At 63.9% G+C, this 26,278-nt stretch carries 25 protein-coding genes; 11 read left to right on the top strand and 14 right to left on the bottom strand.

All coding sequences use genetic code 11. From position 1 onward, the window contains the following. Positions 1–26 precede the first annotated feature (26 nt). The 8 genes from AC1D11_RS10535 to AC1D11_RS10500 form a co-directional block, all read right to left on the bottom strand. Positions 27–1,388, bottom strand: a complete 1,362-nt coding sequence (locus AC1D11_RS10535; RefSeq protein ID WP_477646403.1) for a TolC family outer membrane protein — start codon at positions 1,386–1,388, stop codon at positions 27–29. 66 nt (positions 1,389–1,454) lie between these two features. After that, positions 1,455–1,817 carry a rhodanese-like domain-containing protein gene (locus AC1D11_RS10530; RefSeq protein WP_477646402.1) on the bottom strand — a complete coding sequence of 121 codons (363 nt, stop codon included), beginning with the start codon at positions 1,815–1,817 and terminating at the stop codon, positions 1,455–1,457. 63 nt (positions 1,818–1,880) lie between these two features. Further along, positions 1,881–2,564: a protein-L-isoaspartate O-methyltransferase family protein gene (locus AC1D11_RS10525; protein WP_477646401.1), complete on the bottom strand. Its 684-nt coding sequence runs from the start codon at positions 2,562–2,564 to the stop codon at positions 1,881–1,883. Between the two features lie 62 nt (positions 2,565–2,626). Further along, on the bottom strand, positions 2,627–5,857 hold the full coding sequence (locus AC1D11_RS10520) for an efflux RND transporter permease subunit (RefSeq protein WP_477646400.1): 3,231 nt from the start codon (positions 5,855–5,857) through the stop codon (positions 2,627–2,629). A gap of 12 nt (positions 5,858–5,869) precedes the next feature. After that, positions 5,870–7,063: an efflux RND transporter periplasmic adaptor subunit gene (locus AC1D11_RS10515; protein ID WP_477646399.1), complete on the bottom strand. Its 1,194-nt coding sequence runs from the start codon at positions 7,061–7,063 to the stop codon at positions 5,870–5,872. Beyond that, positions 7,060–7,761 carry a TetR/AcrR family transcriptional regulator gene (locus AC1D11_RS10510; protein ID WP_477646398.1) on the bottom strand — a complete coding sequence of 234 codons (702 nt, stop codon included), beginning with the start codon at positions 7,759–7,761 and terminating at the stop codon, positions 7,060–7,062. The genes AC1D11_RS10515 and AC1D11_RS10510 overlap by 4 nt, the downstream gene beginning before the upstream one ends. Before the next feature lie 196 nt (positions 7,762–7,957). Beyond that, positions 7,958–8,734 carry a YdcF family protein gene (locus AC1D11_RS10505; protein WP_477646397.1) on the bottom strand — a complete coding sequence of 259 codons (777 nt, stop codon included), beginning with the start codon at positions 8,732–8,734 and terminating at the stop codon, positions 7,958–7,960. A gap of 74 nt (positions 8,735–8,808) precedes the next feature. Further along, positions 8,809–10,005 carry an acyl-CoA dehydrogenase gene (locus AC1D11_RS10500; RefSeq protein ID WP_477646396.1) on the bottom strand — a complete coding sequence of 399 codons (1,197 nt, stop codon included), beginning with the start codon at positions 10,003–10,005 and terminating at the stop codon, positions 8,809–8,811. 150 nt (positions 10,006–10,155) lie between these two features. Between AC1D11_RS10500 and AC1D11_RS10495 the strand changes: the two genes are divergently transcribed. The 3 genes from AC1D11_RS10495 to msrA all read left to right on the top strand — a co-directional run bounded on the left by AC1D11_RS10495 (position 10,156) and on the right by msrA (position 12,122). Then, on the top strand, positions 10,156–11,049 hold the full coding sequence (locus tag AC1D11_RS10495) for a LysR family transcriptional regulator (protein ID WP_477646395.1): 894 nt from the start codon (positions 10,156–10,158) through the stop codon (positions 11,047–11,049). Positions 11,050–11,184: 135 nt separating this feature from the next. Next, positions 11,185–11,463, top strand: a complete 279-nt coding sequence (locus AC1D11_RS10490) for a hypothetical protein (protein WP_477646394.1) — start codon at positions 11,185–11,187, stop codon at positions 11,461–11,463. A gap of 116 nt (positions 11,464–11,579) precedes the next feature. After that, positions 11,580–12,122, top strand: coding sequence for a peptide-methionine (S)-S-oxide reductase MsrA (gene msrA / locus AC1D11_RS10485; RefSeq protein WP_477646393.1), 543 nt, complete (start codon positions 11,580–11,582; stop codon positions 12,120–12,122). Between the two features lie 257 nt (positions 12,123–12,379). On the opposite strand, the gene AC1D11_RS10480 is transcribed toward msrA, so the two are convergent. Beyond that, positions 12,380–13,360, bottom strand: a complete 981-nt coding sequence (locus AC1D11_RS10480; RefSeq protein ID WP_477646392.1) for a M14 family metallopeptidase — start codon at positions 13,358–13,360, stop codon at positions 12,380–12,382. Between the two features lie 222 nt (positions 13,361–13,582). Between AC1D11_RS10480 and AC1D11_RS10475 the strand changes: the two genes are divergently transcribed. Next, positions 13,583–17,272 carry a DUF2339 domain-containing protein gene (locus AC1D11_RS10475; protein ID WP_477646391.1) on the top strand — a complete coding sequence of 1,230 codons (3,690 nt, stop codon included), beginning with the start codon at positions 13,583–13,585 and terminating at the stop codon, positions 17,270–17,272. 343 nt (positions 17,273–17,615) lie between these two features. Here AC1D11_RS10475 and AC1D11_RS10470 read toward each other — a convergent pair whose 3' ends face one another. Beyond that, positions 17,616–18,197 (bottom strand): TetR/AcrR family transcriptional regulator, encoded by a 582-nt coding sequence (locus AC1D11_RS10470; protein ID WP_477646390.1) that lies wholly within the window; start codon positions 18,195–18,197, stop codon positions 17,616–17,618. Between the two features lie 101 nt (positions 18,198–18,298). On the opposite strand from AC1D11_RS10470, the gene AC1D11_RS10465 reads away from it, so the two are divergent. Continuing rightward, positions 18,299–19,480, top strand: a complete 1,182-nt coding sequence (locus tag AC1D11_RS10465) for an FAD-dependent oxidoreductase (RefSeq protein ID WP_477646389.1) — start codon at positions 18,299–18,301, stop codon at positions 19,478–19,480. Between the two features lie 92 nt (positions 19,481–19,572). Then, positions 19,573–19,842, top strand: coding sequence for a hypothetical protein (locus AC1D11_RS10460; RefSeq protein ID WP_477646388.1), 270 nt, complete (start codon positions 19,573–19,575; stop codon positions 19,840–19,842). A gap of 69 nt (positions 19,843–19,911) precedes the next feature. Here AC1D11_RS10460 and AC1D11_RS10455 read toward each other — a convergent pair whose 3' ends face one another. Genes AC1D11_RS10455 through AC1D11_RS10440 form a run of 4 tightly spaced genes read right to left on the bottom strand, consistent with a single transcriptional unit; the run spans position 19,912 to position 22,690 of the window. Continuing rightward, positions 19,912–20,826 (bottom strand): metal ABC transporter substrate-binding protein, encoded by a 915-nt coding sequence (locus AC1D11_RS10455; protein ID WP_477646387.1) that lies wholly within the window; start codon positions 20,824–20,826, stop codon positions 19,912–19,914. A gap of 27 nt (positions 20,827–20,853) precedes the next feature. Continuing rightward, positions 20,854–21,756, bottom strand: a complete 903-nt coding sequence (locus AC1D11_RS10450; protein ID WP_477646441.1) for a metal ABC transporter permease — start codon at positions 21,754–21,756, stop codon at positions 20,854–20,856. Further along, positions 21,756–22,541, bottom strand: a complete 786-nt coding sequence (locus tag AC1D11_RS10445) for a metal ABC transporter ATP-binding protein (RefSeq protein WP_477646386.1) — start codon at positions 22,539–22,541, stop codon at positions 21,756–21,758. The genes AC1D11_RS10450 and AC1D11_RS10445 overlap by 1 nt, the downstream gene beginning before the upstream one ends. Next, positions 22,535–22,690 (bottom strand): hypothetical protein, encoded by a 156-nt coding sequence (locus tag AC1D11_RS10440; protein WP_477646385.1) that lies wholly within the window; start codon positions 22,688–22,690, stop codon positions 22,535–22,537. Before AC1D11_RS10440 ends, AC1D11_RS10445 begins: the two co-directional genes overlap by 7 nt. Positions 22,691–22,864: 174 nt before the next feature. On the opposite strand from AC1D11_RS10440, the gene AC1D11_RS10435 reads away from it, so the two are divergent. The 5 genes from AC1D11_RS10435 to AC1D11_RS10415 are packed head-to-tail and all read left to right on the top strand — an operon-like array spanning position 22,865 to position 26,221. Then, complete coding sequence (locus tag AC1D11_RS10435; protein ID WP_477646384.1) at positions 22,865–23,425, top strand: Fur family transcriptional regulator; 561 nt, start codon at positions 22,865–22,867, stop codon at positions 23,423–23,425. After that, a complete protein-coding gene (locus AC1D11_RS10430) occupies positions 23,422–24,078 on the top strand; it encodes an ATP-binding cassette domain-containing protein (RefSeq protein WP_477646383.1) in 657 nt (218 codons plus the stop codon). Before AC1D11_RS10435 ends, AC1D11_RS10430 begins: the two co-directional genes overlap by 4 nt. Then, on the top strand, positions 24,075–25,292 hold the full coding sequence (locus AC1D11_RS10425; RefSeq protein WP_477651012.1) for an ABC transporter permease: 1,218 nt from the start codon (positions 24,075–24,077) through the stop codon (positions 25,290–25,292). The genes AC1D11_RS10430 and AC1D11_RS10425 overlap by 4 nt, the downstream gene beginning before the upstream one ends. 7 nt (positions 25,293–25,299) lie before the next feature. Beyond that, complete coding sequence (locus tag AC1D11_RS10420; protein WP_477646381.1) at positions 25,300–25,584, top strand: hypothetical protein; 285 nt, start codon at positions 25,300–25,302, stop codon at positions 25,582–25,584. A gap of 55 nt (positions 25,585–25,639) precedes the next feature. Further along, complete coding sequence (locus AC1D11_RS10415) at positions 25,640–26,221, top strand: DUF3299 domain-containing protein (protein WP_477646380.1); 582 nt, start codon at positions 25,640–25,642, stop codon at positions 26,219–26,221. Positions 26,222–26,278: the final 57 nt, after the last annotated feature.

Below are 26,278 nucleotides of genomic sequence, written 5' to 3'. Positions count from 1 at the left end.
TGGAGTGTTGTGAAGCGTACCGCGATTTACCTGGCCAGCAGTGCGTTGATTTTTTGCAGGTCTTCCGGCGTCAGTGTGCCATTGGCCTGGCGCAGTTTCAGGTCGCCCAGCAGCACGTCGTAGCGTGCCTTGGCCAGGTCGCGCTTGGTCTGAAACAACTGGCTCTGCGAGTTGAGCACGTCGATGTTGATGCGAACACCGACCTGGTAACCCAGCTTGTTGGCATCCAGCGCGCTCTGGCTGGAGAGTTCGGCCGCCTCCAGCGCCTTGACCTGCCCCTGGCCCGATTGCACGCCGAAGTAAGCGGTACGCGTGGCCTGCGCCACAGTGCGCCGCGCGCCTTCCAGGTCGCTTTGCGCCTTGTCACGCAGCGACAGGGTTTCGCGCACGCGGTTCTGCGTGGCGAAACCCGCAAACAGCGGCACGTTGAGCAGCACGCCGACAGTGGTGGTGTTGGTGCGGAAGGCAAACGGCGGAATGGTGGTTGCCGTGCCCGACGGGTTGCGCGTGACGTTGTAGCTGGCTGTCGCGTCAAGCGTGGGCTTGTGGCCGGCTTCGGCCTTGTTGACCTCCAGTTCTGCGATTTCCACATTGCTTTGCGCCTGGCGGATGCTGGGATGCACCAGCTCGGATTGCGAGACCCAGATGCCGACGTCGGCCGGCGTCACTGTGGGCAGGCCGACCGGATTTGCCAGGGGCTTGGGCTGGGTTTCGGTTTTGCCGACCAGAGTGTCCAGCGCGAGTTTCTTGACACGCAGGTCGTTCTCGGCGGCGATCTCCTGCGCGATCACCAGGTCGTAGCGGGCCTGCGCCTCGCGCGTGTCGGTGATGGTGGAGGTGCCCACCTCGAAGTTGCGCTTGGCCGACGCGAGTTGCTCGGCCACCGCAGCTTTCTGGGCCCGTACAAAGGTCAGGGTGTCCTGCGCGGCCAGCACGTCAAAGTAGGCCTGACTGGTACGCACGATCAGGTCCTGGTCGGCGGCCTCCAGCTGGGCCTTGGCCAGGTCCACCTGCCTGGAGGCCTGCTGGTAGGTGGCCCAGTTGGCCGGGCGGTATAGCGGCTGAGAGAGATTGAGCGTGGCGTTTTGCGTGTTGAAGCTGCGCTCGATCACCGGTGCTGTATTTTCAAAATTGGTGCGCGACACGCCTGCAGAAATACCCGCCGTCGGCAGGATGCCGGCCTTGGCCTGGTCGGCCCGGGCGAGGTTGGCGTCGTATTGCAGCTTGGCCGACTGGTAAGAGGCGTCAAAGGTGCGGGCCGACTCATACAGCTCGACCAGGCTCTGCGCCTGGGCGGCCGGGGCTGCCATCATCAGCGCGGCGGTGACGGCAAGCGACAGGGGCAACATCGACAGGCGTAGCGCCGGCGGTTTCTTGGGCGTAGTCATAAAGGTCCTGAGGAATGGGTGAATCGGCGATGTGGAGATGAGTACGGTGCGCAGCGGCGGCAAAGGTCAGTACACAGGGACCGACGGGTCCACCTGCCGCGACCACGCGTCAATGCCGCCCTGCAGGTTGACGACCTCGGTGAAGCCGCTTTGCGTCAAAAAGTTGGCCACCTGCAGGCTGCGCATGCCGTGGTGGCAGAGGCAGGCGATCGGCTGGCCGGTCCCGGCTTCAGTTTGCTGCAGCTCGGCCAGGCGCGTGGGAATTTCCCGCATCGGGATATGCACCAGCCTGAAGCCGTCCTCCTTGACCGAGGCCGTCTGCAGTTCCCAGGGCTCGCGCACGTCCAGCACCACCGGCAATGCAGGCGCGCCTTCCCCGGCGTTGTTGCGCCAGTCGGCGAAGTCGGCGGGGCTCAGTTGGGGAATCATGGTCGGCTGTCCTGCGTTGGAATGCGTGCTTGGCGTTGGTGAAATCGTGTACGGCGCCCAGGCTCAGAAGCTGAATTTCGAAGGCTCAGGGAAATTCAGCAGGCGTGGCGCCACGGTGTCCCAGGCCTGGGTGGTGCGCCAGGCGTCTTCGGCCACGCGTGTGACCAGGGTGGCGCGCATCATCGGCTCAAAGCCCACGATGGCACTCAGGCGGCCGCCGACCTTGAGCAGGGACAGCAGCGAAGCCGGCACTTCGGCGACCGAGCCGCTGAGCACGATCACATCAAACGGGCCACGAAGCGGGTCGTTGCTGGAAACGGCCTGGGCGATTTTTGCGGCGCCGTCGCCGGTGCGTACTTCAGCGTTATAGAGGCCCGCCCTTTGCAGGTTGTCGCGCGCGGTCTGTGCCAGCTTGGGGTCGATTTCCAGCGTGATCACCTGTTGCGCGCGGTGAGCCAGCAGTGCGGCCATGTAGCCGGAGCCGGCGCCGATTTCCAGCACCTTTTCATGCTTTTGCACGGCCAGTTCCTGCAGGATGCGGGCCTCCACCTTGGGCGCCAGCATGCACTGGCCGGGCCCGGTGCCCAGCGGGATTTCCATGTCGACAAAGGCCAGTGCCTTTTGGGCGGAAGGCACAAAGTCTTCGCGCTTGACCACGGCCAGCAGGGAAAGGACCTGGTTGTCCAGCACTTCCCAGGGGCGGATTTGCTGCTCAATCATGTTGAATCGGGCTTGTTCGTAGTTCATGGCGGACCTGTAGGTTGGCGAAAGGGGGGAGGGTGAGCTGTACACGAGATAAACCTTTGATTTTAGCGGTCGCCCATGACGGCGGCCGGCGTTGCAGCAGGCATGTCTGCGGGGTCCTGCGGCGGTGTTTTGGGACCGAATTTGCGCTTGAACCACTGGCCCAGGTCGTCCAGGTAGCAATACGTCACCGGCACCACCACCAGGGTCAGCAGCGAAGAGGTGATGACACCGCCGATCACGGCCTGGCCCATGGGCGCGCGCTGCTCCGAGCCTTCGGTCAGGGCAAACGCCAACGGCACCATGCCGAAAATCATCGCCAGTGTGGTCATGAGGATGGGGCGCAGCCGCACTTTGGCGGCATGCAGCAGCGCATCGCTGCGGTTCATGCCGGGTACGCGGTGGCCGTCCACGTCGACCTGGTCAGCGCGCATGCGAATGGCAAAGTCGACCAGCAAAATGGCGTTCTTGGTGACCAGGCCCATCAGCATCACCACACCGATGATGGAAAACATCGAGAGCGTGGAGCGGAACAGCAGCAGGGCCAGCACCACACCGATCAAGGTCAGCGGCAGCGAGGTCATCAGCGCCATGGGCTGCAAAAAGCTCTTGAACTGGCTGGCCAGGATCATGTAGATGAACAAAATGGCCATCACCAGTGCCGACACGGCGTAGCCAAAAGACTCGGCCATGTTCTTGGTGGAGCCGCTAAACTGGTAGCGGTAACCGGGCGGAAAGCTGAAGTTCTCCAGCGCAGCCTTGATGTCGTTCGACACCTCGCCGGCCGAGCGGTTGTAGACGTTGGCATTGATCGCGACTTCGCGCGCCATGTCGCGCCGGTTGATCTGGTTGGGCCCGGTGGCTTCCTTCACGGTGGCCACCTGGTTGAGGCGCACCATGTGCGCGGCGCCGTCGGCGCTGCTGCCGGGCGTGCTCATGAAGGGCAGGCGCTCCAGGTCTTGCGGCGCGTTGCGCGCATCGGGTGCCAGGCGCACGTTCACGTCGTAGGTCTGGTCGTCGGGCGCGCGCCAGTTGCCCACCGTCTGCCCGGCCACCAGTGTGCGCAGCGATGCGGCGATCTGCGACACCGACAGGCCCAGGTCGGAAGCCGCGTCACGCCGCACGTCAATTTCAATCACCGGCTTGTCGGCCTTGACGCTGGAGTCCAGGTCCACCAGGCCGGGGATGCCGCGGATCTTGTCGTTGATGGCGCGCGTGAGGCGCTCCAGCTCTTTCAAATCCGTCCCCTGCAGCGAGAACTCCACCTGCTTGTTGCCGCCGACCGCGTCGAGCAGCCCGACGTGCGTCACGGTGATGCCCGGCACCTGCTTGAGCCGCTCGCGCAGCACGCCCGACATTTCGTCGACGCTGCGCGTGCGTGCCTTGCGGTCCACCATGCGCACATAAATACTCGCGTACATCTTGCCCTGGGCGTTGCCGGTGTTCAGCGTGGCCAGGGTGTATTTCACCTCGGGGAATTCGCGGATGATGGCTTCCACCTGCCGCGCCTTGGCTTCGGTGGTTTCCAGCGACGAACCCACGGGTGTGTAGAAGTTGAGTGAGGTTTCCGAGAAGTCGGCCTTGGGCACGAACTCAGTGCCCAGCAGCGGCACCATGAAAATGCTGGTGATAAAAATCACCACAGCAAGGGCCAGGGTGGCCAGCTTGTGGCCCAGCGACCAGCGCAGGATGCCCTGGTAGCTGTTGCTCAGCGAGTCGGTGGCGTGGTCAAACCAGCCGGTGACGCGGCCTATCGTCTTGTCGTAGAAAGTGACGGGCGCATGGCGCTTGCCGTGCGCTTCTATCGAGGGGTCGTGCCAGATGCTGGAGAGCATCGGGTCCAGCGTGAAGCTCACGAACATCGAGATCAGCACCGCCGCCACGATGGTCACGCCAAACTCGTGGAAGAACTTGCCGATGATGCCGCCCATGAAGCCGATGGGCAAAAACACCGCCACGATGGAAAACGTGGTGGCCAGCACGGCCAGGCCGATCTCCTGCGTGCCGTCCAGCGAGGCCTGGTAGGGGCCCTTGCCCATCTGCACATGGCGCACGATGTTCTCGCGCACCACGATGGCGTCGTCGATCAACAGGCCCACGCACAGCGACAGCGCCATCAGCGTGATCATGTTGATGGTGAAGCCGAACAGGTTCATGAACAGGAAGGTGCCGATGATGGAGATCGGCAGCGTGAGCCCGGTGATCACCGTGGAGCGCCACGAATTCAGGAAGAGGAAAACAATCAGCACCGTGAGCAGCGCGCCTTCAATCAGCGTGCGGCGCACGTTTTCAACCGCCACACGAATCGGCCGCGAACCGTCGGTAATCAGTTCCAGCCGTGCACCGGGCGGCAGTTGCGGCTGGATTTCCTTGATGGCCTGGTTCAGGCCATCCACCACGGCAATGGTGTTTTCGTCCTGCGCTTTTTGCACCGACAGCAGCAGTGTGCGCTGGCCGTTGTAAAGGGCCAGGCTGTCGATTTCCTGCGCGCCGTCGGCAACGCGTGCCACCTGGTCCACCGTGACCGGCGCAGTGCCCTTGCGCGCAACGATGATTTTTCCGAAATCTTCGGGGCGCTTCATGCGCGCATCGATCTTGACGACGCGCTCCTGCTGCAGCGAACGGATGGCGCCCACCGGCAAATCCTGGTTTTCGTTGCGCACGGCATTGACCACCTGGTCGGCCGTGATGCCCAGCGACTCCATGGCCTGCGGATTCAGGTAGACATTGATCTCGCGCTTGGTGCCGCCCACGAGCGTGACGGAGCCCGCGCCGCGCACGTTCTCCAGGCGCTTTTTCAAGACCTGATCAGACCAATTGGTTAACTCCACAGCCGACATGGCATTGCCGCTTTGGGCGTTGGGCAATACTGCGACCGACCAGATCGCCCGGCTCGCCGGGTCGAAGCGCAGCACGCGCGGCTCTTTCACTTCATCCCGCAGGGTGGGCCGGATGGCGGCGATCTTTTCGCGCACGTCCTCGGCAGCCCGGCGCCCGTCCACATAGAGCTGGAACTCCATGATGACGACCGACTGGCCTTCATAGCTGCGCGAGGTCAGCGCGTTGATGCCGGCGATCGAGTTGACGCCTTCTTCAATTTTTTTGGTGACTTCGCTTTCAACGATCTCGGGCGAGGCGCCCGGGTATTCGGCGGTGATGACGACCACCGGAAAGTCGATGTTCGGGAACTGGTCGACCTGCATGCGCTGGTAGGAGAACAGCCCCAGCACCACGATGGCCAGCATGACCATGGTGGCGAACACCGGGTTCTTGAGGCTGACCTGCGTGAACCACATGCGCGCGAGTCCTCAGGGCGCCGGCTTGGCAGGGGCACTGGCTGCTTGCACCGCAGCCGGAAGCTGTGTGAAGCGCACCTTGGTGCCTTCGCGCAATGCACCGATCTCGCCGCGAATCACCACCGCGCCGTCGGCCAGGCCCTTGACGGCGACCACGCTGTCTTTGCCGGCGGTGCCGCGCGCGCCCAGTTCGACGCTCTTGTGCACCACCAGGTTGTTTTCAACCGCCTGCACATACGGCGTGGGCTTGTCGGTGCGCACGGCGCTGACCGGTACCGACAGCAGCGAAGCGCTGGCCGTGCCCAGCGCGCCCTGCGCAAACAGCCCCTGGCGCAAAGGCGCCGCGCTGGCGTCACCGGCTGCGCCCGGGTTCTCGATGCTGAGGTACGCCAGCACGCTGCGGCTGCCGGCCTGCGCCGTGGGATTGATGCGCACCACTTTGGCCGTGACGGGTTGCCGGCTTCCTTCGATTTGCAGCTGCGCGGTCTGGCCCACGCGCACCTCCATGGAGTCGGTGGCGCTCAAGGTGGCTTCCAGCTCGAGCCGGCTCAGGTCCACCACCTCGACGATTTTCGTATCGATGCCCACGCGTTCACCGGGTTGCGCCAGGCGCTGCGACACCTGGCCGGAGATGGGGGCCTTGAGAATCGTGTCGTCCACCGATTTGGCCGCGACCTCGGTAGCGGCTACAGCCGCCTTGTAGGTAGATTGCGCGGCGTTGAGGTTGGCCAGGGAGGTATCCAGCGCGGTCTTTGAAATGAAACCCTGGTCAACCAGCGCCTTGTTGTTGTCGTACTGGCGCTGCACCACATCGACCTGTGCCTTGGCCGACTCGGCCTGCTCCCTGGCCTGGCGCACGCGTGACTGGTATTCGGTGGCGTCGATGCGCGCAATCACCTGGCCGGCCTTGACCACGTCGCCTTCGCGAACCGTGAGGCCCTGCAGCTCACCGGCTACGCGCGCCTTGATGACGGCGGAGTTGACGGCCTTGAGCGAGCCCGACACCGGCAGTCCCTGGACCACCTCGCGCGTCTGGGCCTTGACCACATCGGTGGCGGCCAGCTCGACCTGGCCCATGTCCTTGACGGCGGTGCTTGCGGCAAGCGCCTGCTGCTGGGCCTTGCGCGCGGACAGTGCACGCAGCACGCCGCCCACGATGAGCAGCACGATGAGCCCGGCGACCGCCCACTTGATCCATCGCTTCATGCTGCGGGTTTCCTGTTGGCCTTTGCGGCGGCGCCGGCCGGTGCGGAGATGCCGTTCAGGATGGTTTCCACCTGGAAGGCGATGTATTTTTGCGGATCCAGGTCCGCGTCGCTGCTGATACAGATGCCGGCGGTGTGCCTGGACAGGATCAGGAAAATCATGGGAGCGACCACCAGGTAAACGGCATAGTCCAGGTCCATGGGCCGGAACTCGCCGCGGTCCATGCCGCGTTGCAGGATGCTGCGGATCAGCCCGTGGCCCGGCATGATGACTTCCTGCTGGTAGAAGGCCGCGATGTCGGGGAAGTTCTTGGCCTCGCTCATCATCAGCTTGGTCAGGCCCGAGGCGCGCGTCAGGCCCACGCGCTCCCACCAGCTGTTCATGCAGTAAGCCAGCAATTCAGGGGTGGTGCCTTCAAAGGTGTCCAGCTCGGCGCGCCACTCCGTGAAGCGGCCCGAAATGTTTTCGCGCACCACGGCCTTGAACAGTTCTTCCTTGCTCTGGAAGTAAAGGAACAGTGTGCCTTTCGAGACCCCGGCGCGCGCCGCCACTTCTTCCGCGCGGGTGGCGGCAAAGCCTTTTTCCACGAACAGGTCAAGCGCCGCGTCCAGCAGTTCGCCGGGGCGTGCTTCCTTGCGGCGCTCGCGTTTGGCGGCGACCGCGGAGGTTTTGTCGCAAAATAATTTGGAAAGTGACATAGTTACTGACTGACTGGTTAGTAATATATCTGCTTACTTTCCGACCGTCAACCCAAACCGCGTAGGCTACACCGGCGGCAGTCAGCCGGAAGCACCCTCCAAAGTAAACACGCGGTAAAGCCGCAAAGGGCCACCTTGTGCCGCTGGCCGTGCCCGTTGGGGCAGGCGAAGAGGCTGCGTGATCTGTTTGAAAGCCCTAAACAGGCGTGAACCGACCAACCATCAGCGCCAGCCATTCACGCAATACCTGCTGTGAAACCACCAGGCCCGATGCGGAAGGCACCCATTCCATCAGGTCGTGCTGCGCCGGCTGCACCTGACCCATGGGGGCGGGCGTCACCGTCAGGCCGGCGCGCTCAAAGGCCGCCACAGCGCGCGGCATGTGCCAGGCGTCGGTGACCAGCGCGATGCGCTGCACACCGCTTTGCTGCAGCAGCGGCGCCAGCAGGCGGGCATTGCCGGCTGTGTCGCGTGACAGGGCTTCGTTCCAGCGCAGCGTCATGCCGTAGTCCTGCTGCACCATGCGTGCGGCCACCACGGCCTCGGAATCGGTCTGCGCGCTGCTGGCTGCCCAGCCCATGCCGCCGGTAAAGGCCAGCGGCAAGCCCGACTGCCGCGCCAGCCACACACCGTAGCGCAGCCGCGCCGCCGTGTGTGCGCCCGGCTGGCTGCTGCCGTATTCAGCCGCCTCGGGCAGTACACCTCCGCCCAGCACGACGATGGCTTGTATCTTGTGGGCCTTGAGGCTGGCCACCGGCATGGCGGCAAACTGCGGCAGCACGGTGCGCGCCAGCCACACGGCCGTGCCGTGGCAGCTGAGCAGTGCCAACAGCAGTACTGAACAGGTTGCCAGCGCCAGCCCGGCCTTTTTATTTCGCCAGGCCAGCACCAGGCCCAGCAAGGCCAGCAATAGCAGCAAGGCTGGCGGGAGCGCCAGGCTGGCTAACAAAGGCTTGAGCGCGCCGAATTCCATGCGTTGTATTTATTTGCTATGAAATAGATAGCTGCTCGCGCTCGTCCTGATTGGGCTGGAGCCCTGAAATATCCTCAATAGAAGGCTTGCAGGCCGGTCTGGGCGCGGCCCAGGATCAGTGCATGCACGTCATGCGTGCCTTCGTAGGTGTTCACCGTTTCGAGGTTGATCATGTGGCGGATCACGTGGTATTCGTCATGGATGCCGTTGCCGCCGTGCATGTCGCGCGCCAGTCGGGCGATGTCCAGCGCTTTGCCGCAGGAGTTGCGCTTGATCAGCGAAATCATTTCCGGCACCGACTTGTCTTCGTCCATCAGCCGGCCCACGCGCAGGCAGCCCTGCAGGCCCAGCGTGATCTCGGTCTGCATGTCGGCCAGCTTCTTTTGAATCAGCTGGTTTTGCGCCAGCGGGCGGCCGAACTGAACGCGGTCCATGGTGTACTGGCGGGCGCGGAACCAGCAATCTTCAGCAGCGCCCAAAGCGCCCCAGGCGATGCCGTAGCGCGCCTTGTTCAGGCAGCCGAACGGGCCTTTCAGGCCGCTCACGTTGGGCAGCAGGTTGGCTTCAGGCACAAACACATCGTCCATCACGATCTCGCCGGTGATCGAGGCACGCAAGCTCATCTTGCCTTCGATCTTGGGGGCGGAGAGTCCCTTCATGCCTTTTTCAAGCACAAAGCCGCGGATGCTTTCCTGGCCGCCGACCTTGCCGTCAGGGTCTTCCAGCTTGGCCCAGACGATGAACACGTCGGCGATCGGGCTGTTGGTGATCCACATCTTGGCGCCCTTGACGATGAAGCCGCCGTCCACAGGCTTGGCGCGCGTCAGCATGCTGGCGGGGTCGGAGCCGTGGTTGGGCTCGGTCAGGCCGAAGCAGCCCACCCATTCGCCGGTGGCCAGCTTGGGCAGGTACTTTTGTTTTTGCGCTTCGCTGCCGTAGGCGTTGATGGGGTGCATGACCAGCGAGCTTTGCACGCTGATGGCGCTGCGGTAGCCGCTGTCGACGCGTTCGACTTCACGCGCGACCAGGCCGTAGCTCACGTAATTGAGGCCGGCGCAGCCATAGCCTTCAATGGTGGAGCCCAGGAAACCCATGGCGCCGGCTTCGTTCATGATTTCGCGGTCGAACTTCTCGTGGCGTGCGGCCATCAGCACGCGGGGCTGCAGTTTTTCCTGGCAGAAAGCGTGGGCGGCTTCGCTGATGGCGCGCTCGTCGTCGCTCAGCTGGTCCATAAAGAAAAACGGGTCCTGCCAGTTAAATTGGGTTTTCATGGGTTGTCTCCGGAAAAAGGTGGCTTGGTTTGCAGTGTAGGGGCGTGGCATCGAATGCCCGCCGGCAGCACGATTGTTTGACAAGCATGAATAGTTGTCTAATATCAAATATCGATTCAACGATATAAAAAACATATTCATGGATGGTTCATGGAATTTCGCCACCTCCGCTATTTCCTCGCGCTGGCCGAAGAGCTGCATTTCGGCCGCGCTGCCCGGCGCCTGTCGATTTCCCAGCCGCCTTTGTCACTGAACATCCAGCAGCTTGAAGCCTCGGTCGGCGCCAGGCTGTTCATCCGCAACAGCAAGTCGGTGCAGCTCACCGCCGCGGGCCAGGCCTTTGTGCCGGCAGCGCGTGCCCTGCTGGACCAGGCGGCGCAGGCAGCCGGCCACGTGCGCGACGTGGGGCAGGGCATGGCCGGCAGCCTGGCCATCGGCTTTTCAGGAACCATGCTGTACAGCGGGCTTCCGAGGATCCTGGAACGTTTCCAGGCAGAGCACCCCTTGCTGCGCCTGACGCTGAAAGAACTTAGCTCCAGCGAGCAGCTGGTTGAGCTGGCCCATGACCGGCTGGACCTCGGCTTTGTGCACACCACGCGTGTGCCGCCCGAGCTGTCGCAAATCCTTGTGTCCAGCCAGGCCTTCATCTGCTGCCTGCCTGCGGGCCATGCACTGGCGCGCAAGCGATCGGTGTCGCTGCAGCAGTTGCAGGGCGAACCGTTTGCCGTGGTGTCGCGCGCCGTCTCGCCCGACTACCACGACCGTATCCTGGCCATTTGCACCGAAGCCGGCTTTTACCCGGAAATCCGCTACGAACTTCGGCATTGGCTCAGTGTGGTGTCGCTGGTATCGCAAGGCATGGGTGTGGCGCTGGTGCCGGCGGCGCTCAGGCAGTCGGCCATGGCGGGCGCCGCCTTTGTGCCGCTGGACGCAGCCACCACACCTTATGAAACGCATTGCCTCTGGAAAACCGCACGCGACCACCAGGCGCTGGCGGCGTTTGTGAAGGCGGTGCGCGCAATCGCCCCGGCGGCGAAAGCATGAAGATTCCATCCCGCCCAGGTGCCCTGGCGAATGGCCTTGCTAAAAGTATGTCCACCGCTGGGGGCGTAAAGCTGTCACCATGGGGCAGTTCATAGTCTTCAGGAGAACGGCATCAACCCGTATATCTGGTGTGTGGTGGGTGCTCTTCTTGGCGGAGCTGCTTGCCTGGTCGCGGGCACCCGCGAAAAAATCCTCATCCTCGAAAGCCTCGGCGTCGGCATGTTCGGCGCTTTCATCGGTGGCGACTTCGTGGCCGGCATGCTCAGCAAGGGCGCCACCAACGACAAGGACTTCAGCATGGGCTCGCTTGGCCTGGCCGTTGCCGGCGGCCTTGTGGCGCTGGCCCTGCTGCGGCTGATGCGCCGGGCAGTCGGCCCCCAGCACGTCACCAAGGGCCCGCGCCGGCGCGACTGAACCGGACGCTTTCCAGTTCGTTTCAGGGGCAATGTGTGGGGCTTTCCGCGGGCCTGCAAGCCCCGGCGTAAGATTGCCGCTCCCCGTACGACCAACGGATTTCAGCGGAGATTTCCATGCCTTCTTCCCCCCAAACCATCACGCTCGGCGGCGGCTGCTTCTGGTGCACCGAGGCGGTGTACGTCAAGGTGCGCGGTGTCACCGACGTGGAGTCGGGCTACAGCAACGGCCAGGCCGCACGGCCCAGCTACGAAGAGGTCTGCACGGGCCGCACCGGCAGCAACGAAGTGGTCAAGCTCACCTACGACCCGGCCGACATCACGCTGCGCGAGATCCTCGAAATTTTCTTCGTCATCCACGACCCGACCAGCCTGAACCGCCAGGGCAACGACGCCGGCACGCAATACCGCAGCGGCATCTATTACTCGACGCCGGAGCAGAAGACGGAGATCGACGACTTCATCCGCCAGGTCAGCCAGGACAAGACCTTTGGCAAACCCATCGTCACCGAGGTGCTGCCGCTGGAAAACTATTGGCCCGCCGAGTCCTACCACCAGGACTATTTCGAAAACAACCCCAACCAGGGTTACTGCGCCTTTGTAGTGGGCCCCAAGGTCGACAAATTCCGCAAGACCTTTGCGTCACGTGTGAAGGACTGAGCGTTGAGCGTAAGCGCTATCGAATGGATAGCTGCTTGCGCCCGTCAGTATTGGGATGAAGCCACTTTTGATGCTGGAAAACCGTGCTTTCCGGCGGTTTTTTGCCCGTTTCGACGTTGAAACCCCCCGATTTATTGATGGAATTTGGGTTTAAGCCAATTGGGACGGGCGCAAGCAGCTATTAAATAGATAGCAATGCCGGCACCTTGCGGTAAGCCGTAGCCGCCCCGCAACGGCGCTGGCCCGGCCACCCGGGCTCAAACCCGCCGCTGCGCGAAATAGAACCACTCCTGGCCCACTTCGCCCCGCGGATTCGGAAACACCACAAAACCGTCCGCCGGCGCGGCAATAGGTGCGCCGCCATTTCGCGTGCCAATGGCCTCGCCGGCTTTCACGGCGTCGAAGCTGCGCCACTCGCGCGTGAAGGTGTCGCCCGCATGCTCGCGGTCCACCACGTCAACGAGCCGCAGGATCTCGCGCATCATCGGCACCGGCGCGGGTTTTTGCCCAATCAGCCCCAGCAGGCCCAGCGTCTGCTCAATTGCATGCCGCGCCACCTGCACCGCCTGCGGGTCGTCATGCTGGCCGCACTCCAGCGTCACGCCGTAGCCGCCGCGTGAACGCATGTATTCGGTCGTGCCCACGCCGTAGTTCGGGTCCGTCACGAGCGTCTGGGCCCGGGCGGCCCCGCTGCTGGCCGCAGCTGTCGCTGTGCGCCGCTGCACACCCCGGGCATACGTCTCCAGCCAGCCTTCCACAATCCGGTGCGGTCCGGTGTGTAGCGCCAGCTGCATTTCTTCCGCGGCGTGGTCAAAGGGCTCCAGCGCCCCCGTGTTGTTCTGTGGGCCGATCATCACAAACGGCGCACCGCCAGTGTGAAAGGAGTGCAGGTCCAGCAACACATCATGCGCATCCAGCAGCGGGCACAGCACGTTCGCAATGCGGTCCTCAAAGTCTTGCGGAATCGCACTCGGCGCCATGTTGCGGTTGAGGTTGCGCTCGCCGGTGCGCTGCTTGAGCTCATAGGCCAGCGGGTTGGTCACGGGCACAAAAGTCACGGTGCCGCGTTCGATGCCGAACTGGCCGTTGTCGATTTCTTCCAGCAGCTGCCTGATGGCGCGCGTGCCGCAGGTCTCGTTGCCATGCACGGCGCCGGTGACCAGCAGGCGCGGGCCGGGAGCGAGGCCGTGGAAGGTGTGGCTGCGCAGGTGGGTAGGGTGCTTGGAGTGGGTTGTCATGTGCGATAGGTGTCGTGAGCAAGGGCGCCCATGGGATTGTTTATACCGCTTGCCGGCTGGGCTGGCACGGCCGCGGCTGTCCTTCAATCAGAGGATACGTTTTGATACGTTTTCCGCCTATGATGAATTGCCTCTCGCGCTACGGCTTTGTCACGGGCTTCGCCGGCCGGCAACGGCCACGGCGTGGTGACAAGCGTGTTCTATTTTTTACCGGGTTTGCCCATGCTCTCTACCCTGTTCGTCATCTCGGCTGTATGCCTGTTCGGATTGCTCTTTGCCTTTGAGTCAGCCGGCGATTCCTCGCAGCCGAGGTTCAGGCCAGCCGGCCTCATCACCTGGCTGATTTCAGGCAACTGGCCGGCCAAGGTCGGGGCCGGCCTTCTCATTCTTGGCGTTGGCGCACTGCTGCGCTATGCCTTGCTGAACATTGACGTTCCCCCGGAGCTCAAGCTGGGAAGCGGCTTTGTCGCCGCCGCCGTGCTGGGCGCCGCCGCGCTGGCCCTGAAGTCCCGCCCCGAGCGCCGCGCCATTTATCTGGCACTCGGCGGCACGGCGTTTGCCGTCGCCTACCTCACCGCTTATGCCGCCTACGATTTTTTCCATTACCTCAACGACGTCAGCGGGCTGGCGCTGATGGTGGTGGTGTCTTTGGCAGCGGGATTGTTTGCAGTGTCCGCGCGCGCCATGTCGGTGGCCGTCCTGGCCATGGCGGGCGCATACATTGCGCCCAAATTTGCCATTAACGCGCCCGACCCTGGCGTGCTGTACGGCTATTACCTGGCCGCCAGCGCGGTGACTTTTGTCATGGTGCGCCTGCGCGGCTGGCGCCCGTTGATTCATCTGAGCTTTTTGTTCACGCTGGCCGGCGGTCTCTTTTTTGCATGGACCCACCAGTTTTACCGGGCCGAGCATTACCAGGACATGCAGCCGCTGCTGCTGGCCCTGGTGGCGTTGCACCTGGCGATGCCGATCGCCGAGCATCGCGGCACGCCTTCACGCTGGCTTGCCCGTTTCGACATGGGCTATTTTGTGTTGCTGCCGCTGGTGGCCGCAGGGCTGACGCTGAAGATCGCGCCTCAGGTTTCCCGCGAAGGTGCGATGGGGCTGGGTCTGCTGGCGCTGCTCTGGGGCGTTGCCACGGTGGTGCTGGCTTTTCTGCAGCGCAAGCCGGAGGCGACACGGCATGCCTGTGTGGCCGGGCTGCTGGCGATTGCGGCGGGCGCACTGGCCGCCACAGATGTCCCCTGGCTGATGCTGGGCCTGGCGCTGGCGGTCATGGGCCTGGTTGCCGCTCCGCGACTGGGATGGTCCACGCGCGCGCAGGAGTTGCTGTGCGGCGGTGCCATGCTGGCCGGTGCGCTGCACATGGTGTTTTCGATTTTCCAGTCGGCTGCAGGCCAGCCGTTTGTCAATGAACTCTTTGCGCAGCGTGCGCTCGCCAGTGCCTTGATGGGCCTGGGCGCGTGGTTTGCGAGCCGGGGCGGGGTATCGTTCGGCCGCATGCTGGGCGCCATGGCTGCGGCCTGGGGCTGTCTTGCGGTCGCGGCGGAGTTGCTGCGCCTGCACGTGGACTTTTTGCCCCAGCTGGCTTATGGCGCGCTGCTGGCTGTTGCGCTGGTGGCATCGTTTCCGCGCCGTCTTCTGCATACAGCGCCGGTCTGGGGTGCCTTGCTGCTGTTCGCTGTCACCGGGGTCAGTTTCTGGGCCGCGACCGATGCGGCTTTCGAGATAGCCGTGGTATTTGCCGCAGGCACGCCATTGGCCTTCCTGTGGATTGCCTCAAATGCCGAATCCACCCGGGCAAACAAGGCAAGCCAGGAAGATGACCTGGCCTTCTCCGTGGCGCTGGGCTTGCTTCCGCTGGCCTGGGCCCCCTGGGTGTTTGCCCTCGCGCCGGAATTCGAGGCAACCGGCAACTGGCTGGAAATGTCGGTGTTGGTGGGCAGTGGCTTTGCCGTGATGCTGGCCGCCAGGATGTGGAGCCCGGCTGGGTCCGTCTGGTATCGCCATATCTCGCTCGTTCACTTTGGCGTGGCCAGTGCGGCACTCTTGTATGCCGTGCTTTTCCATATCGAGCGCGGGCTTTGGCCGGTCGTGTTTGAGGTGCTGGCGCTGGCCTACATGGCGATGTTTGTCGGCTTGCACAGGAACCCCGCTGGAGGGGCACAAGGCGTGGTCGTCATCATTGCGGCATTCCTGGTTGTGCAGGCCATGCTGCTGCGTATCTTCGGACCCGACCGCATCATGAGTGCGGCCGACATTCTTCAGATGAAATTGCCCGCGGTGGTGTCTCTGCTGTGGGGCGGCCTCGGTGCCGGCCTCGCGTGGTGGGGTACCAAAGTCAAGTCGCGCGGCCAGTGGAGTGCCGGCGTCGCGCTGTTGGCGTTGACTGCCTTCAAGCTGGTCTTCAGGGATTTTGGCGCGCTTGACCAGCTGGGCAACATCCTGGCGCTCATCGGTGCGGGGCTGCTCTTTCTGGCGGTCGCATGGTTTGCGCCTATTCCTCCGGCCGTATCGCATTCGCAGCGGGAAGCCCGGCGTGAAACACCCCCCGCAGCGCAGCACAACGAAGCGCCTGCGCAGCCTGAGGATGAAGACTACGAGCAGACACAGCCGAGTCCGCTGCAAGGTCAGCCTGCAGCCCCGAGCCCATTTGAAAAACCCGCGGGCATCGCTGCAGCGGCTGTTGCCGTTCCAGCCGATTTCGCCTCTGTGCCCGCTGCGGCGCCTGGTGCGGAACGCACCGCCGGCCGTTCCGTGCCGCGGACCGCTGCGCCGGCGGGTGGCTTTAACTGGTTGCTGGTATTGGTGATCGGCTTGCCCCTGGGGGTCGCCGTCCTGGGGCAGCAATGGTGGACGCACCATCACCGCAGCACGCGTCAAGCCGTTGAAATGAAACTCGCGAGCGAGTCTTCCGCACAATCAGCAGCGACGGCAGCGGAGCGGGCCGTCGCCCGGACAGCCCAGGCGAATGCGCCGGCCGCCCCCCCCGTGAAGACGGCGTTGACGGAGAACCGCAACCCGCCGGTCATCGTGCCGTCAGGCAGGTCATCAACTGCTGCCGCACCGATCAACGTATCGGATGCCTGCACGGTGTTTGCCGGCCAGCTGCCGCCAGATTACGTGCTCTACGCCGGCGGCGCATACAGCGGAAGCAAACTCGATTTCCAGATCGACCAGTCCGGCCACGAAGCCACCCGTTTCGATGTCCTGGTGAACGAACCGGGCAAGAAAGTGGTTCTTGCGCTGGGCGCTTACGAGCCCTCTGTCTGGAACATTCGCTGGTCACCGGGAACCGTGGTGGCCGGTGTGATGGTGTCGGGCTATCACCGGCAGGCTGTAGCAGGCCTGGGCACAGAGGTGCCGGTGCTGAATGCCAGCTATGAAAACCGGTCCCCCTCCCCCTGTGGCTATTTCTACCTTGACCGCAATGATGTGGCCAAAGCCGACGCGGTGGTGAGGAAGGTGTTTGGCCGCTCCGCCGAAACCTATTTTGTGGCCTCGGGCGGCCAGGTCACGTTTGGCAACCAGGCTTCTTCCTATGTTCAGGGATTGGGGCCGACCGTCAGTAGCTACCGGGACAAAGATGCCCCGCTGGCCGGGCAACCCGGTATTGAGCAATTGCTTCGGGAAGGCAAGTTGCGCATGGCGACGCAGCAGGATTTGTCTGCATGGCGCGATGCCATCAACCGGTCTCAAAACCTGCCGCGGGTCCGTGTGATTGGGGAGGAGTCCGAAATGTCTTCCGGCAATTTTCTACGCGGGAGGGCGTATGTCGTCCTCAAGCCCATGCGTTATCCAGCGGGACTCTATGGTGCGCACTCCGTCACCTTCTTCGTGGCTGCGGGCGTGCCGCGGCCAGAAGGCAATCCCGGGCATTCCGGGGTGTTCGACATGAATCAGTCCCGGTAAGCAGGCCTGACAGCAGGCCGGGCTTTGGAGTTCGGAGATTTTGCATGGGTCACGCGGTTTTCTGGATCGGATGCAAAGCTGGCGCAGCGGCGCAATGGCTGACTGAACCTGGAAACCTGGAAAGGACTCACCATGTTTCTGCAAACTCCCGCTGACAGTGACGCCACCGCCCGCCTTTTATCAAAGCGACGTAGGGCAACAAGGCTTTGTGATGAACCTCAGCCGCCTGTGTGCATGGCGGCGTGAGGTGTGCGAGGCTTTTGGCGCGCTGCGCATGCAACTGACGGGCAATTCGACTTTGTGGTGACGTTTGGGCGCCCGGTGGCGGAGCGTCCCTAGCCTCTCAGTTGTCGTACAGGTAGGCCTGAACGGTAGCGCCCACACGGCGCACGATGTCCGGGCGCTTGAGCCCGACCACCGGCGGCAACCTCAGCACATAGCGGCATAAAGCCAGGCCCAGGATCTGAGTGGCGATCAGCCCTGCGCGCGCGGCGGCTGCCGGGCGCGGCTCGCCGCTCAGCTTGGCAATCAACGGGGCCATCTGTGTGGCGAAGATCTCCTGCAGGCGCGCTGCTGCCGCCTCGTTGGTGACGGCTGTACGAAGCAGGGCCATCAGCGTTTCGTCATTCTCCCAGCGATTGAGGAAATGCTCCACCAGCGCGGCGCCCACGTCTTCGCGCGGCACATCGCTCAAGTCGGGCAGGCGCAAATCGAACTCGGCGGCTGCCGCGAATAGCTTCTCCTTGTTGCCGAAATAGCGCATGACCATGGCGGGGTCGATTTCGGCCGCCGTTGCGATGGCGCGGATGGTGGCAGCCTGATAACCCACGGCGGCGAATTGTTCGCGCGCGGCCGCCAGGATGGCTGATTTGGTGGCGTCGGAGCGGCGGGGTAGGGGAGGTGGACTGGCGGGCGTTTGGGTCATGTCAACAAGTATAGGCCAACACGTGTTGACTTTTTGAAAAATGCCATTTATGATTGCCAACAGTTGTTGACCAACACTTGTTGACTTATTTGGAGCAAACCATGACCTTTCCCTCAAGCAATCACATTTCCCCTGCCTCATCCGCGGGTTTTGACGCCGACGTCCTGATCGTCGGCGCCGGGCCCACGGGCCTCACGCTGGCGGCATCGCTGCTGGCACGCGGCGTGAGCATCTGCGTCATCGACCGGCAGGCCGAAGGCGCCAACACCTCGCGCGCGGCGGTCGTACACGCCCGCACTCTCGAGGTGCTGGAGTCCCTGGGCGTCACGCGGCGCCTGGTTGCGCTGGGCATACAGGCACGGCGATTCACCATCCGCGACCGCGACCGGGTGCTGATGCCTATCGGTTTCACCGAGCTGCCCACGCAGTACCCCTACACGCTGATGGTCTCGCAGGCAGTCACCGAGAGCGTGTTGCTGCAGCGTCTGGTGGAACTGGGCGGGCAGGTACTGCGTCCACGCACATTGGCTGCGCTGGTGCAAGACGCGTCGGGCGCTACGGCCACACTGGACGACGGCAGCCGTCTGCGTGCCCGCTATGTCGTGGGCGCCGACGGCATGCACAGCGCGGTGCGTGAGAGCGCGGGCATCGCCTTCAACGGTGGCAGCTACGGTGAATCGTTTGTGCTGGCAGACGTGCGTTTGAGCGGCGGCGTCCCGTCTGACGAAGTGATCCTCTACTTCTCGCCTGCCGGCATGGTGGTGTTGGCTCCCTTGTCTGATGGTGTGCATCGCGTGGTTGCAACGGTCGACGACGCGCCGGAGCAACCCGATGCCGCGTATGTGCAGGCGCTCCTGGATGCACGCGGCCCGCAGCGCGAACGCGCCGAAGTGCTTGAGGTGGTATGGGGCTCGCGCTTTCGCGTGCACCACCGTGTGGCTGAAAATTACCGCGCCAGTCGCATCCTGCTGGCAGGTGACGCTGCCCATGTGCACAGCCCGGCCGGCGGCCAGGGCATGAATGCCGGCATTCTCGACGCGATCAGCCTGGCGGATGCGCTGGAGAAGGCATTGGCCGGCAGCACGACCTCACTTGATGCCTACGGTGCAGAGCGGCAACCCGTGGCCCGTCAGGTCGTCGCCCTGGCTGACCGCCTGACGCGGCTGGCCACGGTCCGGCCCGGGCTACGTGCGTTGCGCAACCTGGCGATGTCGGTGGTGTCGCGCCTGCCGCAGGTACGCAAGCGCCTGGCGTGGCAGCTGTCGGGTTTGATCTACCGCTGATGAAGCGTCCGCTGCGTGCTGCCCCGCCTGCGGTTGCCTATGATGTCAGGGGCCGCACACTCTGAACATCGCATGTTGAATCTGGAGGCACCATGGACGCAGACCTTGAAGGCTTGTCACGTGAGCAGCTGATTGTGGAAGTCAAAAAGCTCCGACAGGGCATTCGCGAGCACCGCGACAGCACAGGCCACGAACTGTGCTGGCATCATCCGGCGCTGTGGGCGCTGCTGCCGGAGAAGACCGACCCGGTGCCCGCTGTACCCGACTGGCCGCAGTTCTTTCGCGGCTGCATCCGTTACCGCCAGTCATTGGATGAACAGTTGCCTGATGCGCCGCGAAGTAATCAACCCTATCGCGACTGAACGCTTCACAGCTTTGCCCGGAGACCGGTATGGCCGACGGGCCGTATTACGACGCCGGTTGATTCCAATTCAGTTCTGCCTGATCCCCGCCACCAGCTGCGTCACGTTGTGCCGCATCAGCTTGAGATAGCTGTCGGCCGGGCCACCGGCTTTTGACAGGGCATCGACATACAGCGCGGGGCCGGGCGTCACACCGGCGTCCTTGCTCAGCTGAGTGAGCAGCTTCGGGTTGCTCATGTTTTCAAAAAACACGGCCTTGATCTTTTCGCGCTGGATCTGCCGGATCAGTTGGGCTACTTCCTTTGCGCTGGGTTCTGCTTCGGTGGAAATTCCTTGCGGCGCCAGGAAGCTGACCTGGTAGTGCGCACCGAAATAACCGAAGGCGTCGTGTGAGGTGATGACCTTGCGTTTGGCGGCCGGGACGGCGCTGAGCTGTTGTTGGGCCCAGGTGTCCAGCACCTGCAATTCCTGCACGTAGGCGTCGCAGTTGTCCTTGTAGGTGGCTGCGCCGCTGGGGTCGAGCCGTGATAGCGCCGCCGCGATATTGCGCACGTAGATCACGACGTTGGCTGGATCCTGCCAGGCGTGCGGATCGGTTTCCTTCCCGCCTTTTTCACCAGGCATGGTGCGCGCCTTCACGCCTTGCGAGGCGACCGCCGCCTGGCCCTTGTAGCCGGCGGACTTGACGAGTTTTTGCGCCCACGGTTCAAAGCCCAGGCCGTTGCTGACCAGCAGTTTGCTTTGCAGCAGGTTTTTGGCGTCTGCGGGTTTGGGTTCAAACACATGCGCGTCTTCATCGGGGCCAACCAGCGTGGTGACAGCGACGCGGTCACCGCCGACCACACGGACCAGGTCGCCGAGGATGCTGAAGCTTGCGACCACGGGGATTTTGTCGGCAGCCATGCCGGCGGTGGCGGCGGTCAGCAGTGCAGCCCCGACCAGGGGCGTCAGCAGTTTGCTCAGCAGGTGTTGGATGTATGTCATGGAAGCTCCGGGGTAAAAAAAATGGGCTCAGGCAACACGGTGCGTGCGCGCGAACGTGCGCGGCAGCCAGCCGCCGGGCGCCAGCAGCAGTGATGCAAAGTACAGCGCGCCGGCGCAGCCGATGATGGTCGGGCCCGACGGTGTATCGAAGTGGTAAGACAGCAGCAGCCCGGCGTAGCCTGCCGCCATGGCCTGCGCACCGGCGTTGGCAAGCTGCGCGGGCAGGGTGTCGTGCCACAAGCGCGCCGACACCGCGGGCAGCATCATCAGGCCGACAGCCATCAGCGTGCCCAGCGTCTGGAAGCCGGCCACGAGGTTGATGACGACCAGCATCAAAAAGCCCTGCTGCCACACCCATTTAAAAGAGGCGCTGCGGCCTGTTGCAGCCAGGAACACCGGGTCAAAACTCTCAAGCACCAGGCCGCGGTAGCCTGCCGCCAGCGCGACAAGGCTGATGCTGGCCACGCCGGCCACCAGCAGCAGGCCCGGCGTGTCGACGCCCAGCGCGCTGCCGAACAGGATGTGCAGCAGGTCAAGCTGCGTGCCGTGGCCGGAAATGAGCGTGACGCCCAGCGCCAGTGCGACCAGGTAAACGGCAGCCAGGCTGGCGTCTTCTTTCAGCGTGGTGGCGCGGCTGATGAAACCGGCCAGCGCGGCCACCAGCATGCCGGCCAGCACGCCGCCTGCGGCCATGGCCGTGAGCGACAGGCCGCACAGCATGAACCCGATGGCGACGCCGGGCAGTATGGCGTGGCTGAGCGCATCACCCAGCAGGCTCATGCGCCGCAGGGTCAGGAAAACGCCCAGCGGCGCGGCGCTGAGCGACAACGCCATCGTGGCCACCAGCGCGCGGCGCATGAAAGCATACTCGGCGAACGGCGCAAAAAGAACGGCCCAGGCACCGTGAAAAGCATGCTGCGCAGCTTCCATCACGCCGCGGCCTTGTGCAGCAGGGGCGCGTGCAATGCCGCTGGTGTGGCTACTTCCTTGTCGTCGATGCGGCAGGCTTCGGCGCTTTCGTCCCATGCCTCCGCCATCGCGCGGGCGCGCGCCAGATTGCCTTCGGTCATGACCTGTGCGGTGGGGCCCCAGGCAATGGCTTCGCGTGCCAGCAGCAGTGTTTGCGGAAAATGTTCGCGCACCTGGGCGTCGTCATGCAGTACGGCAATCACGGTGCGCCCCTGGGCATGCCACTGGCGAATCAACGCCAGCAGCGCGGCGGTGGTCTTGCTGTCTATCGCGTTAAAGGGCTCGTCCAGCAGGATCAGGCGGGCGTCTTGCACCAGCAGGCGGGCAAACAGCACACGCTGGAACTGCCCGCTGGAAAGCGTGCCGATGGGCCGCGCTTCAAAACCCTCCAGGCCGACGGTGCGCAAGGCCGTGCCGACAGCCGCCCACTGCGCCTTGCTGACGCCGCCCCACGCGCCCTGCGAAGGCCAGCAGCCGAGGAGCACTGCGTCGCACACGTCCATCGGAAAGCTGCGGTCCAGCTCAGCCTGTTGCGGCAGGTAGGCAATGCGCGCGCGCGGCGCTGCCGTGGTGACCTGCCCGCCTGATCGTGGCAGCAACCCCATGATGCTTTTGCACAGCGTGCTTTTGCCGGCGCCGTTGGGGCCGACCACGGCGGTCAGCGAACCCGCCGTGAAGTGACCGCTGACGTGGTGCAGCGCCGGATGCTGCCGGTAGCTGACGGTGAGGTTGTCCAGCGTCACCATGGTGCGATCTCCGCCGAAGCCCAGGCGACCGCCAGCCACAGCAGCGCCACGGCCGGCAATACCGCGAGCACCCGGCGCCAGGCCGGCCAGGCGAGGATGTTGCGGCGGCGCGGAGGCTGTGGGGGGAAGGGCGGAAGTGAAACTGGCAAGGGAAGTCGTCTTTACAAACAGTCGGGCAGGGAAGTCATAAAAAGCCACTCGGTTGCGGTAATAATGCAACTGAATTGCTGTATAGTTTAATGCAACATTGTTGCGTTATTTGTGCGCATGGTGAAAATACACCGCGCTCCCTTTTGCCAAACTCTTTTGGAATGGCTTCATCCATGGCATCCGTCCAACCTCTCAGGCGTTCCAGAACCGGCCCCGGCATCACCGCCGACGCAGACCCGATTGACGCGTTGCTGTCAGCCCACGGCCTGCGCCGCACCAGCGCTGCGCGTTTGGTGCTGGGCTGGCTGTTGGCCCACCCGGACACCAGCTACACGCACGCGCAACTGCAGGCCGCGCTGGGCGGCGACGATGATGTCGGCGAAGGCGTCACGCTGGATCGCGTCACGCTGTACCGGCTGATCGACCGGCTCACGCAGGTGGGCTTGCTGCTGTGCCGCGTGGACGCCAACCGTGTGCGGCGCTACCAGGCGATGCCCAGCAGCGTGCATGCCATTCCCCACTTTGAATGCCAGAGCTGCCACCGCGACAGTCCTTTGTCGGGCGCGTTGTCAGGCAAGCGTTCGGGTGCGCTCAAGGCCAGCACCAAAGACCTGGAACGCGCCGCGCAGACCGCGCTGGAGGCATTGAAAGCGCTGGGCTACCAGGGCATGAGCATGGACTTTGCCGTGCGGGGCGTGTGCGCCGACTGCGCCACCGGCACGGCCTCTTCATGATCAGCACCCGGCAACTGGCTTACCGTTATGCCAACGGCCCCGGCCTCCAGTTCGGGGATGTGGACGTTGCCCAGGGCGGTGTGCTGCTGCTGCGCGGCGCGTCGGGCTCGGGCAAATCCACCTGGCTGGCGCTGGCGGCGGGTTTGCTGGCGCCCAGTGAAGGCGACATCACGGTGGCCGGCCAGTCCATCAAGGCCCTGGGCGGGCGTGCCGGTGACGCGTGGCGGGCTCAAACCATTGGTTTTTTGCCGCAGAAGCTTCACCTGAGCCCGGCGCTGACGGTGCAGGGCAACCTGGCCATGGCGCAGTGGGCCGCCGGCCAGCCAGATGATGAAGGCCGAATTGCCGAAGCGTTGGACGCGCTCGACGTGCGCGCGTTGGCTGATCGCAAGCCGCCCCAACTATCTGGCGGGCAGGCGCAGCGTGTAGCGCTGGCGCGTGCGGTGTTGCTCAAGCCGCGCGTGATCCTGGCCGATGAACCCACGGCCAGCCTGGACGACGACGCGGCTGCGGCGTCGCTGGCCTTGTTGCAAAGTGCGGCGCAGCAGCAGGGCGCCACGCTGGTGATTGCCACGCACGATGCACGTGTCCGGGACTTTTTTAAAGACGAAAAGAGCCTGCAGTCCTTATTGGTCGAGCGCAAGCCGCTATGAAAACGATAGCATTCAACACGGTCGCATTTTCATGGCGCTACCTGTGGTCGCGGCCGCTGGCGGCAGCGCTTAACCTGCTGCTGCTCACCCTGGGACTGGCTTCCATCACCTTTCTGCTGCTGGTCAGCCACCAGATCAGCCAGGCGTTTGACCGCGACGTGGCCGGCATTGATGTGGTGGTGGGCGCCAAGGGCAGCCCGATGCAGCTGATTTTGTCGGGCGTGTTCCACCTCGACGTGCCGACGGGCAACGTGCCGCTGGCGGCGGTGAAGGAACTGGAAAAGCACCCGCAGGTGGCCAAGATCATCCCCATCAGCCTGGGCGACAGTTTTCGCGGCTTTCGCATCGTGGGCACCACGCCCGACTACATCCGCCATTACGACGCGCAACTCGCGCAGGGCGTGCTGTGGTCCAAGCCCATGCAGGCCGTCATTGGCGCGCAGGTGGCGCGGCAAACCGGCCTGAAAGTGGGCGACAGCTTTACCGGCACGCACGGCCTGGGCGGCGGCGGGGAAGAGCACAAGCTGAGCCCTTATGTGGTGTCGGGCGTCCTGGCCGGCAGCCACACGGTGCTGGACCGCCTGGTGCTGACAGCCACCGAGTCCGTCTGGCAAGTGCATGAGACCGACACCGCGCTGGACGACGACGACCGCAAGGTGCTGGAAGAAGAGCGTGAAATCACGCTGGCGCTGATCCAGTACAAGACGCCGCTGGCAGCCGTGACTTTTCCGCGCTACATCAACAGCAGCACCGAGATGCAGGCTGCCGCGCCGGCGCTGGAAATTACGCGCCTGCTCAGCATGGCGGGTGTGGGTACCGACGTGCTGCGGGCGCTGGCCGGCGTGCTGCTGCTGACGGCGGGCCTGAGTGTTTTCATTGCGCTGTGGGGTGCCGTGCGCGAGCGCCGGGCCGACCTGGCGCTGCTGCGCATGCTGGGCGCGCCGCCGGCCCGCGTGGCCGCCCTGCTGCTGTGCGAAGCGCTGTGGCTGGCGCTGCTGGCGACTGTGCTGGGCGTGCTGGCGGGGCAGGGGCTGACGGCACTGCTGGCCTGGGCGCTGCAACTTGAAAAATCTGTCCTGATCGGTGCGCTGTCATGGCCGGTCGAGCTGGTCAGTGTGCCGGTACTGGCTTTGGGTGTGGCGCTCGCGTCTGCGTTGCTGCCCGCCTGGGAAGCCTACCGCGTCAGTGTGTTTGAACTTCTCCAATCAAGGTAACCTTCTTATGACAAACCTCTACACCATCAAAAAATTCCTCACCTTGTCTCCTGTTGCGGCTGCGTTTGCGGCGGTGGCCCTGAGCGCCACGTTTTCGCTGGCCCACGCGCAGCACAACGACAAGGAAACCAAGGAAGACATCCAGCGCCACCGCGCCATGGCCGCCGCCCATGAAAACGCCGCCAAATGCCTGGAATCGGGCAAGAAAGACGAAGTTTGTGAAAAAGAGCTGCAGGCCGCTTGCAAAGGCCTGGCTGTCGGCAAATACTGCGGGATGAAACACGTTCATTGACTTTCACTCATACATTCCCTGAAGTGATCGAGCCGGTTTTTTTCTGGAGCATTGCATGACAGCCTCTTTTCGCGTTCGCACACCAGGCCTTCACGGATTGAAGTGGGCATTGGCCTGCTGCACGCTGCTGGCCGCAGCAGGCCTCTCGGCGCAAACGCTGTCTTCACCGATGGCGAATGGCGGCAAGCCCGCCGCGGCAGGGCCGGCGTTTGACATACCGGTCGGGCAGGGCGCGGGCGTGCATGGCGCCAACAGCCCGTTTCCACCGCTGGCGGCCCGCACGGATGTGGTGCCCTGGTCGGTGCTGACGGCCGTGAAAACCAAAACCGAGAAAAACCGCATCCTTCCGGTCTTCACCCTCGACCAGATGGCGCTGAACCAGAAAACCCAGCGCATCCAGGGTTTCATGATGCCGCTGGACCCGGGCGAAAAGCAGAAGCATTTTTTGCTGTCGTCAGTGCCGCTGACCTGCGCCTTCTGCCTGCCCGGCGGGCCCGAGAGCATGGTCGAAGTCAAAACCAAAACGCCGGTGAAATACAGCATGGAGCCGGTGGTGGTGGAAGGGCGCTTCCTGGTCCTCAATGACGACTCTTACGGCCTTTACTACCGCATTACGGATGCCACCAGCGTCAGGTAAGAGCCACACACAAAACTGCCGTGGCTGACGCTTTCTAAGCGGGGCCGCCCCGCAAAA

The organism is Polaromonas sp. P1_E11 (assembly GCF_056405995.1).
The sequence above is the reverse complement of the archived record's forward strand: the minus strand, read 5'-3'. Positions and strand labels throughout refer to the sequence as shown.